Origin of the sequence: Lentzea sp. NBRC 105346 (assembly GCF_030269605.1) — a bacterium.
Classification (GTDB): Bacteria; Actinomycetota; Actinomycetes; order Mycobacteriales; family Pseudonocardiaceae; genus Lentzea.
The window spans coordinates 40,188-55,308 of sequence record NZ_BSTQ01000007.1; the positions used below are offsets into that span (position 1 = coordinate 40,188).

General features: G+C 70.4%; 12 protein-coding genes. 1 reads left to right on the forward strand and 11 read right to left on the reverse strand.

Translation table 11 applies throughout. From position 1 onward, the window contains the following. Nucleotides 1-97: 97 nt before the first annotated feature. Complete coding sequence (locus QSK35_RS16740; RefSeq protein WP_285747066.1) at nt 98-1,627, forward strand: DEAD/DEAH box helicase; 1,530 nt, start codon at nt 98-100, stop codon at nt 1,625-1,627. A 794-nt stretch (nt 1,628-2,421) separates the two neighbouring features. Here the strand turns inward: QSK35_RS16740 and QSK35_RS16745 are convergent. From QSK35_RS16745 to QSK35_RS16795, 11 genes are all read right to left on the reverse strand, one after another. Then, the gene (locus tag QSK35_RS16745) at nt 2,422-3,294 is read right to left on the reverse strand and encodes a ricin-type beta-trefoil lectin domain protein (protein WP_285747068.1); all 873 of its coding nucleotides are present in this window, start codon (nt 3,292-3,294) and stop codon (nt 2,422-2,424) included. 139 nt (nt 3,295-3,433) lie between these two features. Then, nucleotides 3,434-4,645 (reverse strand): uroporphyrinogen-III C-methyltransferase, encoded by a 1,212-nt coding sequence (gene cobA, locus QSK35_RS16750; protein ID WP_285747070.1) that lies wholly within the window; start codon nt 4,643-4,645, stop codon nt 3,434-3,436. Between the two features lie 51 nt (nt 4,646-4,696). Then, nucleotides 4,697-5,413 (reverse strand): PIG-L deacetylase family protein, encoded by a 717-nt coding sequence (locus QSK35_RS16755; RefSeq protein ID WP_285747072.1) that lies wholly within the window; start codon nt 5,411-5,413, stop codon nt 4,697-4,699. 64 nt (nt 5,414-5,477) lie between these two features. Then, the gene (locus tag QSK35_RS16760) at nt 5,478-6,248 is read right to left on the reverse strand and encodes a S1 family peptidase (RefSeq protein ID WP_285747074.1); all 771 of its coding nucleotides are present in this window, start codon (nt 6,246-6,248) and stop codon (nt 5,478-5,480) included. Nucleotides 6,249-6,365: 117 nt separating this feature from the next. Next, entirely contained in the window at nt 6,366-7,745 is a 1,380-nt protein-coding gene (locus tag QSK35_RS16765) for a M36 family metallopeptidase (RefSeq protein WP_285747075.1), read from the reverse strand. A gap of 98 nt (nt 7,746-7,843) precedes the next feature. Further along, nucleotides 7,844-9,097 (reverse strand): cobalamin biosynthesis protein, encoded by a 1,254-nt coding sequence (locus QSK35_RS16770; RefSeq protein WP_285747077.1) that lies wholly within the window; start codon nt 9,095-9,097, stop codon nt 7,844-7,846. A 211-nt stretch (nt 9,098-9,308) separates the two neighbouring features. Continuing rightward, complete coding sequence (locus QSK35_RS16775) at nt 9,309-10,136, reverse strand: hypothetical protein (protein ID WP_285747078.1); 828 nt, start codon at nt 10,134-10,136, stop codon at nt 9,309-9,311. Next, complete coding sequence (locus QSK35_RS16780) at nt 10,136-11,164, reverse strand: cobalt-precorrin-4/precorrin-4 C(11)-methyltransferase (protein ID WP_285747080.1); 1,029 nt, start codon at nt 11,162-11,164, stop codon at nt 10,136-10,138. Before QSK35_RS16780 ends, QSK35_RS16775 begins: the two co-directional genes overlap by 1 nt. A 33-nt stretch (nt 11,165-11,197) precedes the next feature. Beyond that, nucleotides 11,198-12,577, reverse strand: a complete 1,380-nt coding sequence (locus QSK35_RS16785) for a cobyrinic acid a,c-diamide synthase CobB (protein ID WP_285747082.1) — start codon at nt 12,575-12,577, stop codon at nt 11,198-11,200. Beyond that, nucleotides 12,571-13,185 carry a cob(I)yrinic acid a,c-diamide adenosyltransferase gene (gene cobO / locus QSK35_RS16790; protein WP_285747084.1) on the reverse strand — a complete coding sequence of 205 codons (615 nt, stop codon included), beginning with the start codon at nt 13,183-13,185 and terminating at the stop codon, nt 12,571-12,573. The genes QSK35_RS16785 and cobO overlap by 7 nt, the downstream gene beginning before the upstream one ends. A gap of 9 nt (nt 13,186-13,194) precedes the next feature. Further along, nucleotides 13,195-15,096, reverse strand: coding sequence for a magnesium chelatase subunit D family protein (locus tag QSK35_RS16795; RefSeq protein WP_285747086.1), 1,902 nt, complete (start codon nt 15,094-15,096; stop codon nt 13,195-13,197). Nucleotides 15,097-15,121: the final 25 nt, after the last annotated feature.

Consider the following 15,121-nt stretch of genomic DNA (forward strand, 5'->3'; position numbering starts at 1 on the left):
GCGAGATTCGCGTCGGGCCCGTCCTTGCGATCGGCACCGCGATCACCGCGGGGCATCCCCGAGACGTGCCATGTCCCGGAGGTTTGCTTTGCCATCCATGTCCGAAGGCCGTTCCGAGCGCTCGCGCAGCCGCAAGCCGCGCCGCCGTACCGGCCAGGGCACCCGTCCGCAGCGCGTCGCAGAGGCGCCGATCGTGCCGGAGCACTTCGAGAGCACGCTCCCGGAGGGCCCCCTGCCGTCGTTCGCCGAGCTGGGTCTGTCCGACCAGCTGGTGCGCGCGCTGATCGAGGCGGGCATCACGGAGCCGTTCCCGATCCAGGCCGCCACGCTCCCCGACGTTCTCGCCGGCCGTGACGTCCTCGGCCGCGGCCAGACCGGCTCCGGCAAGACGCTGGCGTTCGGCCTCGGCCTGCTGTCCCGCCTCGCGGGCGGCAAGGCGCGCCCGATGCAGCCGCGTGCCCTGATCCTGGTCCCGACCCGCGAGCTCGCGATGCAGGTCGAGACCGCCCTGATGCCGTTCGCGAAGGCGATCGGCCTGTGGTGCCGCACGGTCGTCGGCGGCACGTCGTTCCCGCGTCAGATCGAGCACCTGCGCCGCGGCGTGGACCTGCTGATCGCGACGCCGGGCCGCCTGTCCGACCACGTCCGCCAGGGCACCTGCGACCTGTCGCAGGTCATGTTCACGGCGCTCGACGAGGCCGACCAGATGGCGGACATGGGCTTCATGCCGCAGGTCCGCGCGATCCTCGACCTGACGCCGCAGGACGGCCAGCGCCTGCTGTTCTCGGCGACGCTCGACGGCGACGTCGACAAGCTGGTGCGCCAGTACCTGACCGCCCCGGTGACCCACTCGGTAGCGCCGCCCACCGCGAGCGTGTCCACGATGGAGCACCACCTGCTCTTCGTGTCCGCCGAGGACAAGCAGAACGTCGTCACCGAGGTCGCCGCCCGCGAGGGCCGCACGATCATGTTCGTGCGCACCAAGCACCACGTCGACCGCCTGGCGAAGAAGCTCCGCTCGGTCGGCGTCCACGCAGGCGCCCTGCACGGCGGCAAGGCGCAGAGCGCCCGCACCAGGGTCTTGGGCGAGTTCCGCGAGGGCACGACGCCGGTCCTGATCGCAACGGACGTGGCCGCCCGCGGCATCCACGTCGACGACGTGTCCCTGGTCGTCCACGTGGACCCGCCGGCCGACCCGAAGGACTACCTGCACCGCGCGGGCCGCACGGCGCGAGCCGGCCAGTCCGGCACCGTCGTCACCCTGGTGACGCACGACCAGCGCCGCGCGGTCCAGGGCATGGCGGCCCGAGCGGGCATCCGCCCGGAAACCGCCAAGGTCCGCCCCGGCGACGAGGAACTGATCCGCATCACCGGCGCCCGCCTCCCGAGCGGCGAGCCGGTGGTCGAGCGCGAGAAGCCCGCCAACGCCCGCCGCGGCGGCCCCCGCCGTTTCGGCAACAACGGCTCCGGCGGCGGCCGTCCGGAGTTCCGCGGCGGCCCGCGCCGCTCGGACCGCGGCACGGACGGCGGCGGTCGCGGCTTCGGCCGCAGCGAGCGCTCCGAGGGTGGCCGCGGCTTCGGCCGTGGCGACCGCCCGAGCCGCCCGCGCCACGCGACGCAGCACTGACGCGAGATCGCACCGGCTGATCAGTACGGAACGCCCCGATGGCCTTCGCCATCGGGGCGTTCTGCTGCACGGACGAGTCGCGGAGCGTGCAGGGATGAGGTCGCAGCGGCTTGACGGATACGACGTACGCCCCAGGCGGCGTTCGCCAGCGGCATGTTCCGCTGCGCGGGGCGCGAACGGAGAACTCGCCGGGCCTGACAGGGCAACACGCGGGGCGTGCAGGGGCGGGGGGCAGCAGAGCTACTCGGCACGAGGGGCCGCCGCGATCGCCTTCGCCACTGCCGTGTCCGGCTACGGCGGGATCCGAAGGGACGACTCGGGGGGATGAGTGGGGAGCACGCGGCGCCAAGCACGGATACGCGGACGCCGACTGGACAGCTCGCCAGACGGACCCGACAACCTGCGAGGGGTGAGCGGAATTTCCGCATGCCCTCCCCGACAACCCGCTAGTCCCCACCCGACAATCCCGCAGGCCGACTGGACAACCCCCAAGGCTGAGCGGGCAACGTGGACCCACCCGACGATCCGCGAGGCTGAGCGGACAACCCGCAGGCCCTCCCCGACAACCCGCGGGACTGAGCGGGCAACACGCGGACCCGACCCGACAACCCCGCCAGACCCAACTCCGCAACTCGGGCGGCTGAACAGGCAACACGCCGGGCTGAAGAGCCCACACAGTGCGGCTCCACCGCCACGAACCCGTTGCACCGCAACGCAAAGCGGGAGTCCCCCCGCCCAGGGGGACCCCCGCTTCTAATTCTCCCAGAAGGGTCTGACAGTTCCGGAACGTCAGATCAGGGGCCGGAAGACTTGAACACCCATTTCGCCTCGTTCCCCGAACACTTCCCGGCCACCACGGAAGTCCCGGACACGCGGTAGCACTTGGTATTCGTCTGCATGTCGGAGATCGTCTGGTTGGGGTTGATGGACCACTGCTGCGAAGGCCCACCGTTGCACTTGTTCAGCACGACCTTGCCGGAAGACTGAGCGGTGCACAGGTTCGTCCCCTGCTCCATGAAGGCACCGTGGAACTTGTACTGCTGCGCCGCCGACCCGTCACAAGCCGCGGTCTTCAGCTGCGTACCAGCGGAAGACGCAGGCGTGTACAAGCACTGTCCGGAAGCAACGTTCTTGTACTCACCAATGGTCGTCTTCGGCTTGGCACCGCCGTAGCACTCACCGGTGGACGTGTTGAAGATCGGCGTCGGGTCCACGGTCAGGTTGGACGGCGGGTTGATGATGGTCTCCTCCATCACCGGCTTGCCGTCGTCGTGGTAGTTGGTGAGCGCGTCTTCGCAGTCGATGGCGTTCATGGCGTTGCCGCCCTTGCCGCCGATCCACAGGTCGAAGTGCCACAGCTTCGGGCCGCCGTTGGGGCCGTGGCCGTCCCAGTCCTGCTCACAGGCTGAGCAGCCGTCCTCCATGATGAAGTACTTCTTCACCCTGGGAACCCAGATCCGGGTGCCCGGCTTCGCCTCTTTCCTCGACGTCGCGAACGTGATCGGGTCGGCCCACGTGCCCTTGCCGCCCGCCGACTTGTGGATCTGGGGATACGCGATGTCACCACCCGGCGGCGTGTTGTCGTACCAGCCGTAGAAGGTGAAGAACACCTGCTGCGACGCACGCGCGGGCGCCGCCTGCGCCACTCCGGCGGTCAACAGGCCCATGAGCACTAGACAGACAGTCGACACGGATAGGACGCGACTGCGCATGTTGCCTCCCGCAAACGCAAAAGCGTGACACGGCGGCGTGAGGGCAGAGTCCCGCCGAAAGATGCGGACGGTCAATATTTGTTAGGAAAGTTCTCTAACTATTTGCGTCTGCAAGTGCCGCCACCGGGCCGACCACGATGATCGCGGGCGGCTTGATGCCCTGGGTCTTCACGACAACACCCAGATTGTCCAAAGTGGACCGAACTACGCGTTGCCCCGGCGTGCTGCCCTCCTGGATCACCGCAACGGGCGTGTCCGAAGGTCGACCGCCGGACACAAGAGCCGTAGCGAAAGATTCGGCCCGCTCCACCGCCATCATCAACACGATGGTTCCGCGCAAACGCGCCAAAGCGGGCCAATCGACCAGCGAACGCGGGTCGTCCGGGGCGACATGGCCCGACACGACGACGACCTCGTGCGCCACACCGCGGTGTGTCACCGGCACGTCGGCCAGCGCCGGCACGCCGAACGCCGACGTCACGCCCGGTACGACCGTCACGGGGATGCCGTTCTCGGCGCACGCCAGCAGCTCCTCGAAGCCGCGGCCGAACACGTACGGGTCGCCGCCCTTGAGGCGCACCACGAACTTCCCCGCCTTGGCGGCCTCGATCAGCGCGTTGTTGATGAACTCCTGCGATGCCGCACGCCCGTACGGGATCTTCGCCGCGTCGATCACCTCGACGTGCGGCGCGAGCTCCTCCAGCAGTTCGCGCGGCGCCAGGCGGTCTGCGACGACGACATCCGCCAGGCCGAGCAGGCGACGGCCGCGCACGGTGATCAGGTCCGGGTCGCCCGGTCCGCCGCCGACGAGGGCGACGCCGACCGGCGCCTTGTGCTGGTCCGCGATCGAGCCGTCGCGCAACGCCGAGACGATGCCGTCGCGCACCGCGGCCGAACGCCGGTGGTCGCCGCCGGCCAGCACGCCCAGGGTCAGTCCGTCGTGCCTGCCGACAGCTGGGGTGACCGCGGTGCCCTCGACCGCCACATCCGCGCGCACGCAGAAGATCTGCCGCGCCGAGGCGTCGGCGCCGACAGCGGCGTTGGTCTCGGCCGAAGAAGTGCACGCCAGCACGTACCACGCGCCGTCGAGGTCACCGGGCTCGTAACGCCTCTGATGCCACGTCAGCTCCCCCGCGTCGACCATGCCCTGCACGGCGGGCGTGACGGACGGGGACACCAGTTCGACGGCGGCGCCGCACGCGACCAGGCGCGGCAGGCGGCGCTGTGCGACCGTGCCACCACCCACCACGACGACACGCCGGCCCCGCAGATCGAGACCGGCCAGGTAGTGCTGTTCAGCGGACATGGGTAGAAGCATCCACACGGGATCGCCGCTGTCCACCCGAAGGGTTGTTCCTCACATGGTCAACAACTCGAACGTGGTCGCGAGGCCCACCCCGAACCGCTGACCAGCCGTCTCCGCGAACGGACGCAGGAAGGCGTCCGGATCCGCCATGCCGTTGTCACCCAGCCCGGCCAGGTACTGCTCGTGTGCCCGCAACGACGCCACGGCCTGGTCGAACGTGTCGGTGATGTCCACGCCGTGCGCGGCGTCCGGGGAGCCCGAGATCGCCACGTACTTCACGCCGGTCCACGGCTCCAACTCCAGGTCACGGAACACCCAGCGATTGCCCGCGTCGCGCACGGCGTCGACCGTCGCACGGCCAACGGCGATGTGGTCCGCCTGGTTGAGAAAGCCACCCGCGAACTTCTCCTGATAGTTGCCGGTGATGACGAGCTGCGGCCGATGCCTGCGGATCGCGGCGGCGATGTCGCGGCGCAGCGGCAGGCCGTACTCCATCATCCCGTCCGGGTGGTCGAGGAACTCGAGCTCGCTGACGCCGACCGCCGTGCAGGCGGCCCACTGCTCACGTTCGCGCAACGGCCCGGCCTCCTCCGGCGGCATGCCGTCGATTCCGGCCTCACCGCGGCATGCGAGCAGATAGGCGACCTTCTTGCCCTGCGCGGTCCACCGCGCGACGGCGCCGGACGCGCCGTACTCCATGTCGTCCGGATGCGCCACCACGCACAGCGCGGTGTCCCAGTCCTCGGGGAATGCTTCCAAGTCGGCCATACCGGGCAGAATAAACGAGCGGACGACCCGAAGCAGGCCGTCCGCTCGTCCACTGTGGACTGATTCAGAGCTGGGCGTTGATCGCCGCGTAGTAAGGAGCGATGCGCCCGTAGACGCCGGGGTAGCCGGCCGCCGCGCAGCCCTGGCCCCACGACGTGTCACCGATCAGCTTGCCGCCGAACACGAGCGGGCCGCCCGAGTCGCCCTGACAGGTGTCGACGCCGCCCTGCGGGAAGCCCGCGCACACCATCGACTGGTTGCTGTACTGCGGGTAGGCCTTCTTGCAGGTCGCGTCGGACGTCAGCGGCACGTTCGCCTTGAGCAGGTAACGCGAAGCCGAGCCACCGGACGAGGTGGTGCCCCAGCCGAGGATCAACGCGCTGTTGCCCTCCTTGTAAAGCGAGGCGTCGGCCGGCGTCGCCAGCGGCAGGGTGGCCGAGGTGATCGCACGGTCGAGCGTCAGCACGGCGACGTCGAAGCCCTTCGTCGCCGTCGTGTACGACGGGTGCACCCAGATTTTCGTTACGGCGGCGTTCGTTCCGACGTTGCTCTGCTTGTCGTCACGGCCGTGCACGACGCGCGTGCTGGCGGGCGAGCGGCCCTTCACGCAGTGCGCCGCGGTGACAACCTTGTTGGCCTTCACCAACGTGCCGCCACAGAACTGGAAGTTCGAGGTCGAGGCCAGGAACACGACCCAGGGATAGTCCTTTGTGCTGGCACGGGTGCCGCCCACGATGTTGGGCTGGACGTCCGCGCTCGCGGGGAGCGAGACCACGGTGCTCGCGAGTGCGGCCAGCACGACTGACATGAACAGGCGACGCAGGGTTTTCGCCATAGCCGTCCTTCCGATGACGCTGTGTGTAACCGGTTAGCGGCGGTACACACAGCGTCATCGCAGAACGATCAGTGCCACAAGGGCCACTCGTCTGACTTGCCCGGTTTCACAGTTGACTCACTGAATGCCGCGAGCACTGAACGCGGCCTGCACCACGGCGGCGTCCGCGTCGCCGTAGAGCGTGCGCGCGGCCGCGACGGTTGCCTGTGCGGCCGCGGCGAACGACGTGTCCGGGGCGTAGGAGAACTGGGCCTCCAGCACGATCTTCGCCGACTTGTCCCGGCCGAACTGCTTGAAGATGTCGAACAGCGCGCGCGACCAGATCTGGCCGTCGTGGTGCACCTCGCCGGTCTTGTCGGCGACCTTCGTGTCGGTGTCCGTGCGGCGCAAGCACTTCGGGGTGCCGCTGGCGTACGAGATCGCGTCCCAGTCTGCGATGCAGGCCAGCGGAGTCGTCGCGGTGTCCTGCTGCACGGCGGCGGACATGATCAGCGCCCACCAGTCGCCGAAGCCCTCACCGATCGCGCCGCCCTCGTCGGACGAGCCGAAGCCCGGCACCTGCGCGTCCTGGATCGCGTGGCCCAGTTCGTGCCACACGACCTCGGCGTCCTCGGCGTCGTCCACACCGCCCGTGCCGAACGTGATCTTGTCCTTGTTCGGCTCGTAGTACGAGTTGTCGGCGTTGTAACCGATCGTGGTGATGTCCTGGGCCTCGTTGTTGATGTCCGTGAAGCCGAGGCCCTGGATGTACTTCTGCGCCTCGGTCACCGCGTGGTACGCCATGACCTGCTCGAAGAAGTCGCTGTTGCGCGTGTAGTTGAACGTGTTGGTCGCCGAGTAGGCGAGCTTGTTCTTGGTGCCGAGCAGCTGCGCGTACTTGCCCACGAGGCGGCCCGAACCGTTCAGATCGGACAGTGTGACGGATTTGTACGCCTCGGCAGGCACAGCCGAGTCGGCGTCGTTGGAGTCGACGAGCTTGTCGTTCTGGAGCGACGCGACGGGGTTCGGCGAGAACACCTTGCCGGTGCCGTCGATGCGCTTGATCAGGCTCTCCGTCTTGACCACTTCACCGGTGACCGCGTCGACCAGTGTGCGCACGGATCCCTGGCCCTCGTCGGAGATGACCTCGTAGACCAGCTTCGCGGAGTCACCCGGCAGCACGGCCAGCTTGGTGCCCGACCGCTCGCCCTTCGTCCGCTGCTCGGCGCTTTCGACGCTGACCGACGGCGTCACGTCGGTCAGGCCGGCGACGGAACGACGGCCGTCGTCGACGGTGACGTGCCCGGTCTTCCGGTCGACGTGGCGCGCGAAGTAGCTGCCCAGTACAGGCTTGCCACCGACGGTCTGCACGAACCAGGTGTGCGTCGCGAGTGCCGACTCGCGGATCACGACGAGCTGCAGGCCTTCCTTCAACGGTGCCGCTTGCGCGGTGATCGGGATGAGGGACAACGCGACGCCGGCGGTGCAGGCCGCCGCGACGAAACGACGCGGTCGCATGTGTGCTCCAGGCTTTCGGGCCCTGCAGGGTGGGCCGTGTGCCTGGCGACGCTAATCAGGAAGTTTCGTTTTAATACCCGACGAAAGGAGGATTTTCGTCAACGCTCCCAGACTCCGGGAACAACAACGACGTCGGCTTCGACCGGATTGTCCACAGTGGGACCGGTTCCAAGCGTTACGAAAGCCACCGCGGCGCCCGCTTCGGCAAGCTCGACGGCACCCGTTTCGCGAATCTCCGTGCCGGGGCGCAACAGGTGCCGAATGCCGTCGACCGCCGCCGCGGTTCCGACGACGAACGCCGCGCGCCGCAGCTCCGCCTCCGCCCGCGGCGTGCGCTGGTCCGCGGTGCCCGGCCCGAGCCCTACCAACGCGAGCCGGCCGCGCGGCAACACCCGAGCCGCGGCCACGGTCACGTTGTCCCGCTTGAACTTCTGGGCCGCAAGCTCCACCTTCGTGCCGAGCGTGCCCGCGCCGTGCAACGCGGCCGCCTCCGCGACGCTTGCGGTGCCCATCGAGTTGCGCACCACCGAGCTCGGGTTGGGCACGCCGATCTCGTTGAGGATCTCCGTGCTGAACGTCAGCAGCTCGGCGGTGTCGCCGTGCCAGAAACCCCACTCCTCCACGGCGTTGACGATGCCCGGTTCGTCCGCCTTGGCGTCGACCGTCGCGAACGCCTTGATCGCCCGCAGGTCGAGCCCACCGTCGAGGTCGAGCCCCTCCAACGCGGCACCGACCGACTGCGCCGTGACACCGCGCGTGGACCCGACGCCGACGACCAGGGTGCGCGGCACGATCCGGAGCGTGTGCTCCTTCGGCGGCGCCGACCGGTCGTCGATGACGATCACCCACGCCGCGCCCTCGCCGGCGCCGACGACGTTGTCCGGCAACGCGGGCAACGGGAAGCCGAGCGGGTTGCGCAGCACCACGACCTCACCCGCCTCGACCGCCGCCGCGCACGCGACGAGGTCGCCGTCGACCGTGGCGTCGAGCTGTTCGACGAGCTCGTCGAGCACGCTCTCGTTCGTCTCGCCGGTGGTCACCACCGGCGTGCGGTTCAGCACGTCCGCCACGTGCCGCGCGAACGCCCCCGCGTCGCCGGCGAGCGCCACGACGAACTCGTCGTCCACGCACACCACGGCCGGGTCGGATCGCTTGTCCCGCAACAGGGGCGCGATGAGCCGGACCGCCGAACCCGCGTCGGTGAAGAGCACGACCGCGCCGAGACGCGGCCACAGGCTGTGCAGCGCGGGGCGGGGCGCCCCGTCCGGGACGACGGCGTCCGCGCCGAGGAGGCCGGCGAGGTCGGCCGCGTCCCTGCGACCGCGCTCGGTCGCCGCGAAGACTCCGATCACTTGCGCCCCCACAAGCCGGTCGCCGGTGCGGCTGATCTGCCCAAAGACACCGAGTTGCCCACAGCCGCCGAGTTGTCCACAGGCGCCGCCGCAGCACCCCGAACTGTCGGTGCCGCATGGGAAAATGAAATCAGGGATTCCCCCGGCGGGGACGCCTGCGCAAGCACGGCCGCGTCCCGGCGACCGCGCTCGGTCGCCGCGAAGACTCCGATCACCGCTTGGTCCCCCACACCACCGCAACGGGAGCGGCGGCCGCGAAACCGTCGTCCACCAGCCGGGCGGCCGTCAGCTGGCAGCCGTCGACCTCGTACCCCGCGGCCCGCAACGCATCCCGAGCCGGCACGATCCGATCCACGTGCGTGGTCGTCACGACGACCCGCGAGGCACCAACGGCCACGGACGTCCGGACGTCACCCGGAGCCCCACCACCGACGAACACGGCGTCGGGCTTGGGCAGCTCCGCCGACTGCAGCTCGGACTCCACCACGCGCACATCAACCTGGTGCGCCGAGGCGTTCGCGATGATCCGCACGCACTGCACGGGATCGGGCTCTACCGCGACCACCGCGGCACCGAGCCGCGCGCATTCGATCGCGACCGCGCCCGAGCCCGCGTTGACGTCCCACACGAGGGTGCCCGGTCGCGGCGCCAGCCGCGCCAGCACCAGGGAACGCACCTCGGAGCCGATGACCTCACGGTGTGCGAAGGCGTCGTCGGGCAACGCCCAGCCGACGTGACCGTCCGCGATCTCCGTGTCCGCCAGGCACAGCACGGCGGTCGGCTCGACCCAGCGGCGCGTCACGGCGTCCGCAGGGTCCACAGTGGACAGCTCATCCGAGTCGGAGCCGGCGACGGTCAGCGTGCGGCGCCAGCCGGCCAGGCCCTGGCCGAGCTCGGCGGGACCGGCACCGGGCGCCACGCGGACGACCACGGCGGGCCGGGCGCGGCACAGGTTCAGCGCGGGGCGCAGACCGTCCGCCGCGTCGACCACGGGGACGTCGGAACGGCCGGAGGCGTCTAGCAGACGCTGGACTGTCATCAGTTCGGGTTGGCCCGCTTGGGCTTACGCTGCGGCGGCTTCTTCTTCGGCGGCGTCGTACTCGCCCGCACGCCGGTGGTCTTCTTCGTCGCCGCGACCACCGTCAGCTTCGGCTTCGGCTGCGGCTCAACGGGCTTCTCTTCCTCAACCGGAGCGGGAGCAGGAGCCGCGACAGGCTCCGGGGCGGTCTTACGCGCCGCCTGCTGTATTTCCTCGACCGCCGTCCACGCCGGGTTCGGTTCCTCGACACGCGAGGCGATCCGGGTCGCGGCCCGGCGCGACCAGCGCGTCGGACGCGCCGAGCGGATCGGCTCGTCGAGCGGCTCGCGGCGCGACCTGCCCTTGGCGACCGTGCGGCCGACGAGGAACAGCGCGGCGCGGTAGAGCTTGTGCTTCTTGACCGTCTGCTCCAGCTGGCCGACGGTCGTGTGCACGATCAGCTCGTCGGACTGGGAAACCTTGTACGCCACCACGACCGGCGTCTCGTCGGCGTAACCGCCGGCGCGCAGCTTCTCCACGAAGTGCCCGGCGCGCGCACCCGGCAGCGACACCGCCATGGTGGTGCCGTGCGCGGCGAACTCGCTGACGCCCTCGACCCGGTCGGGCGCGGCGAGGATGATCGACTGCGCGAGCTCGGAACCGGTCAGCTCGCGGCCGATCGACGCGGCCGCCGCCGAGAGGGGCGACACACCGGGAACGATCTCGACCTCGAGGCCGAGCCGCTGGCAGCTGTCGAACTGCTCCTGCACCCCGGCCCACGTCGCCGCGTCACCGGCGTGCATCCGCACGACCTTCAGGCGGCTGGCCGCGGCCTTGCGGTACAGCTCGATGATCTCCTCGTGCGGGACGCGCGAGAAGTCGACCAGGTCGGCCTCGGGTTTCGCGTGCTCGCGAACGCATTCGGCGTCCACGACGCTCGGCGCCCAGACCACGACATCGGCCTCGGCGATGCGACGCGCACCCCGCAGGGTGATGAGATCGGCGGCACCGGGACCGGCACCGACGAAGGAGACCCGACCGGTCGTCACGACTGCTCCCCACGACGGTTGCTTGGGATTGGGCTAGGCGAAGACCGTACCGCCTGCCGTCGGCTCCACGAACGGGTGGCAGGCGTGGACGAACCTTTCCACCGCGAGTGGGTCACCCGCGGGATGCGTGTGCAGGTATGACGCGTGAACTCCACCAACCACAAACCCTTCCGCGACCGGTTTGTGATCTGTGCCGCGCCAGCGCCACGCGGGGCGCTCACCGTGCGGAGTGGACAGGGCGGTGCGGTGGAACTCGTGTCCGGTGACGCGGCTGCCCGCCGGATAGAGCGCCGAATCCTCCGAAGCGACAGCATCTCGATAACCGAGGGTCAGTCGTGGGGTCATCGACCCGTCGGCGTCGAGCACCCCGCACATCGGCCGGCCGTCCAGCGACCGCGCGAGGTACAGCAACCCGCCACATTCGGCGTGCACCGGTCCGCCTGACCGGGCGAACTCGGCGACGGCCGTCCGGAGCGCGGAGTTGGCCGACAGCTCTTCCGCGTGCTGCTCGGGAAATCCGCCCGGCAGCACCAGTCCCGCGGTTCCCGCGGGCAGAGCCGAGTCGCGCAGCGGATCGACGGTGACCACCGAAGCACCCGCCGCACGGAGGATCTCGACGTGCTCCGCGTAGCCGAACGTGAAGGCCGCCCCGCCGGCCACGGCGATCAGCGGACCGTTCGCAACAGACGAGACACCGGGATCCCAGGCGGGCACGGCCATCGCGGGCACAGAGGCCGCCAAAGCGCGCACGGCGTCGAGATCCACGTGCTTGGCGACGGCGGCGGCGATGGCGTCCACCGCGGCGACGGCCTCGGGCCCGTGCTCCGCCGCGGTGACCAGGCCGAGGTGCCGCGACGGCAGCACGAACTCCGGATCACGAGGCAGCACACCGAGAACGTCCAGCCCCACCTCCAGGCACGCGTCGCGCAGCACCTGCTCGTGCCGCTCGGAGCCGACCTGGTTGAGGATCACGCCGCCGAGCCGCACGGTCGGGTCGTAGCCGCGGAACCCGTGCAGCAGCGCGGCGAGCGAGCGGCTCTGCCCGCGTGCGTCGACCACGAACAGCACGGGCGCGTTGATCAGCTTCGCTACGTGCGCGGTGGAGCCGATGCCCATCGTGTCCACCCGGCCGTCGAACAGGCCCATCACGCCCTCGACGACCGCGATGTCGCAGCCGCGTGAGCCGTGGACGAACAACGGCGCGATGGTGGACTCACCGACGAGCACCGGGTCGAGGTTGCGGCCGGGCCGGCCGGTGGCGAGCGAGTGGTAGCCGGGGTCGATGTAGTCCGGGCCGACCTTGAACGGCGCGACCCGGTTGCCGCTGCGGCGCAACGCGGCCATCAACCCGGTGGCCACGGTGGTCTTGCCGCTGCCCGACGCGGGCGCGGCGATGACCAGCCGGTTCACCACTCGATCCCCCGCTGGCCCTTCTGGCCCGCGTCCATCGGGTGCTTGACCTTGGTCATCTCGACCACGAGGTCCGCGGCCTCGACGAGCTTCTCCGGCGCGTACCGCCCGGTGATCACCACGTGCTGGTGGCCGGGCCGGTTCGCCAGCGTGTCGACGACCTCGTCGACGTCGATCCAGCCCCAGTGCATCGGGTAGGTGAACTCGTCGAGCACGTAGAGGCCGTGGCGTTCGGCGGCGATGCGGCGCTGGATCTCGTGCCAGCCCTCGAGCGCGGCGGCGGCGTGATCTTCCTCGGACCCCTGCTTGCGGGACCACGACCAGCCCTCGCCCATCTTGTGCCACTCGACGGCGCCGCCCTGGCCGGTCTCGTCGTGCAGCCGCCCGAGCGCCTTGAACGCCGACTCCTCGCCGACCTTCCACTTGGCGGACTTCACGAACTGGAAGACGCCGATGTCCCAGCCCTGGTTCCACCCGCGCAACGCGAGCCCGAAGGCGGAGGTCGACTTCCCCTTCATCTCGCCGGTGTGCAACATCAGCAACGGCCGGTTGCGGCGCTGCCGCGTGGTGAGGCCGTCCTGCGGCACGACGTTCGGTTGTCCTTGCGGCACAACGATCTCCTAAGCAGCGCGCACGACGCCGGCGAGCCGGTCGGCGTTGAGTTCTTCGAGCGTGACGCACGCGGCGTCGAGCGCCTCGGCGATCTTGGCGGCGAGGCCGAGCCGGACGTGCCCGCTCTCGCAGTCGACCACCACGACGGCCTGCGGGGCAAGGAGCCCGGCTGCCTTCAGCGCGTCCTTGGTCGGGTCGCCGCCGAGCCCGGACGCCGTGGCCCGCCCGTCGGTCAGCAGCACCACCAGGGGCCGCTTCAACGGGTCGCGCAGCCGTTCGATCTCCAGCACGTGGTGCGCCTTCAGCAGTCCGTCGGCCAACGGGGTGCGGCCGCCCGTACGCATCTTCTTCAGCCGGGTGGCCGCCGCGTCGACGCTCGTGGTCGGCGGCAGGGCCAGCTCGGCGGCGCCACCGCGGAACGTGATCACGCCGACCTTGTCCCGGCGCTGGTAGGCGTCGCGCAGCAACGAGATCACCGCGCCGCTCACCGCCGACATCCGCTGCCGCGCGGCCATCGAGCCGGACGCGTCGACCACGAAGAGCACGAGGTTGCTCTCCTTGCCCTCCTTGACCGCCTTGCGCACGTCGGTCCGCGCGAGCACGAGCCCCGGCCCGCTGCGGCCGCGGCCGAGCTGGTGCGGCGCCGCGGCGGCGAGCGTGTCCATCAGATGCAGACCACTACCATCCACAGTGGACGAACGTACGACGCGTCCGGTCCGCGCACGGGCGCGGGAACGCTTGCCCGGCGCTCCTTCACCGACGCCGGGCACCTGGAGCAGGCGGGCCTTGAACGCCGGATCCGGTGCGGGCGCGGGCTTGTCCGGCGCTTTCCCGTTGCCTTGCGGGGCCTCATTCGGCGCGGGAAGTTCGCCACCACCGGGACCGTCGTCATCGGGTCCGGGGTCGTCGTCGGCGTGTTCCCGTGCCTGGTCCATGGCGTCCTGGAGCTGCTGCTCCTCGATGCCGGGCTCGTCGAACGGGTCGCGCCGGCGCCGGTGCGGCAACGCCAGCCGCACCGCGATCTCGACGTCGGCCTCCTCGACCCGCTCCGATCCGCGCCAGGCGGCGTGCGCCGTGGCGGTGCGGGCGACGACGAGGTCGGCGCGCATGCCGTCCACCTCGAACGCCGCGCACACGGCGGCGATGCGGCGCAACTCACTGTCCGGAAGGGACACTCGCGGGAGGATGGCGCGCGCCTGGGCGATCTGATCCTTGAGCTCGATGTCGTGGACCGCCCACTGCTGGGCGAACGTGTGCGGGTCGGCCTCGTACCGGAGCCGGCGCCGGATGACCTCGGTGCGCACCTCGACGTCCCGAGCGGCTTTGACCGCGACGGTCAGCCCGAACCGGTCGAGCAGCTGCGGCCGCAGCTCGCCCTCCTCGGGGTTCATCGTGCCGACGAGCAGGAACTGCGCCGCGTGCGACACGGACACGCCCTCGCGTTCGACGTGCGCCCGGCCCATCGCGGCGGCGTCGAGCAGCAGGTCGACGAGGTGGTCGTGCAGCAGGTTGACCTCGTCGACGTAGAGCACGCCCCGATGCGCGGCGGCGAGCAGTCCGGGCTGGTAGGCGCGCACGCCCTCGGTGAGCGCCCGCTCCAGGTCGAGGCTGCCGACGAGCCGGTCCTCGGTGGCGCCGACGGGCAGTTCGACGAGCTTGGCCGGCCGGGTCTCGACGTCACCGTTGTGCGGCGCGTCGGGGCAGTCCGTCGTGCCGGGCGTACACCCGAACCGACAGCCCTTGGTGACTTCGAGCTCGGGCAGCAGCGCGGCCAGGGCACGCACGATGGTCGACTTCGCGGTCCCCTTCTCGCCGCGGACGAGCACGCCGCCGATGCCGGGGTGCACCGCGTTCAGCAGCAGGGCCAGCCGGAGGTCGTCGTGTCCGACGACAGCCGAAAAGGGGAACATGCTCCAGGGAGTCCTTCCTCGGGTG

Coding starts and splice junctions, on each gene's coding strand:
- cobA (WP_285747070.1), bottom strand. CDS start 4,645: ATGTCCGCTGAACAGCACTACCTGGCCGGTCTCGATCTGCGGGGCCGG.
- QSK35_RS16765 (WP_285747075.1), bottom strand. CDS start 7,745: ATGCGACCGCGTCGTTTCGTCGCGGCGGCCTGCACCGCCGGCGTCGCG.
- QSK35_RS16755 (WP_285747072.1), bottom strand. CDS start 5,413: ATGGCCGACTTGGAAGCATTCCCCGAGGACTGGGACACCGCGCTGTGC.
- QSK35_RS16740 (WP_285747066.1), top strand. CDS start 98: ATGTCCGAAGGCCGTTCCGAGCGCTCGCGCAGCCGCAAGCCGCGCCGC.
- QSK35_RS16775 (WP_285747078.1), bottom strand. CDS start 10,136: ATGACAGTCCAGCGTCTGCTAGACGCCTCCGGCCGTTCCGACGTCCCC.
- QSK35_RS16795 (WP_285747086.1), bottom strand. CDS start 15,096: ATGTTCCCCTTTTCGGCTGTCGTCGGACACGACGACCTCCGGCTGGCC.
- QSK35_RS16760 (WP_285747074.1), bottom strand. CDS start 6,248: ATGGCGAAAACCCTGCGTCGCCTGTTCATGTCAGTCGTGCTGGCCGCA.
- QSK35_RS16745 (WP_285747068.1), bottom strand. CDS start 3,294: ATGGGCCTGTTGACCGCCGGAGTGGCGCAGGCGGCGCCCGCGCGTGCG.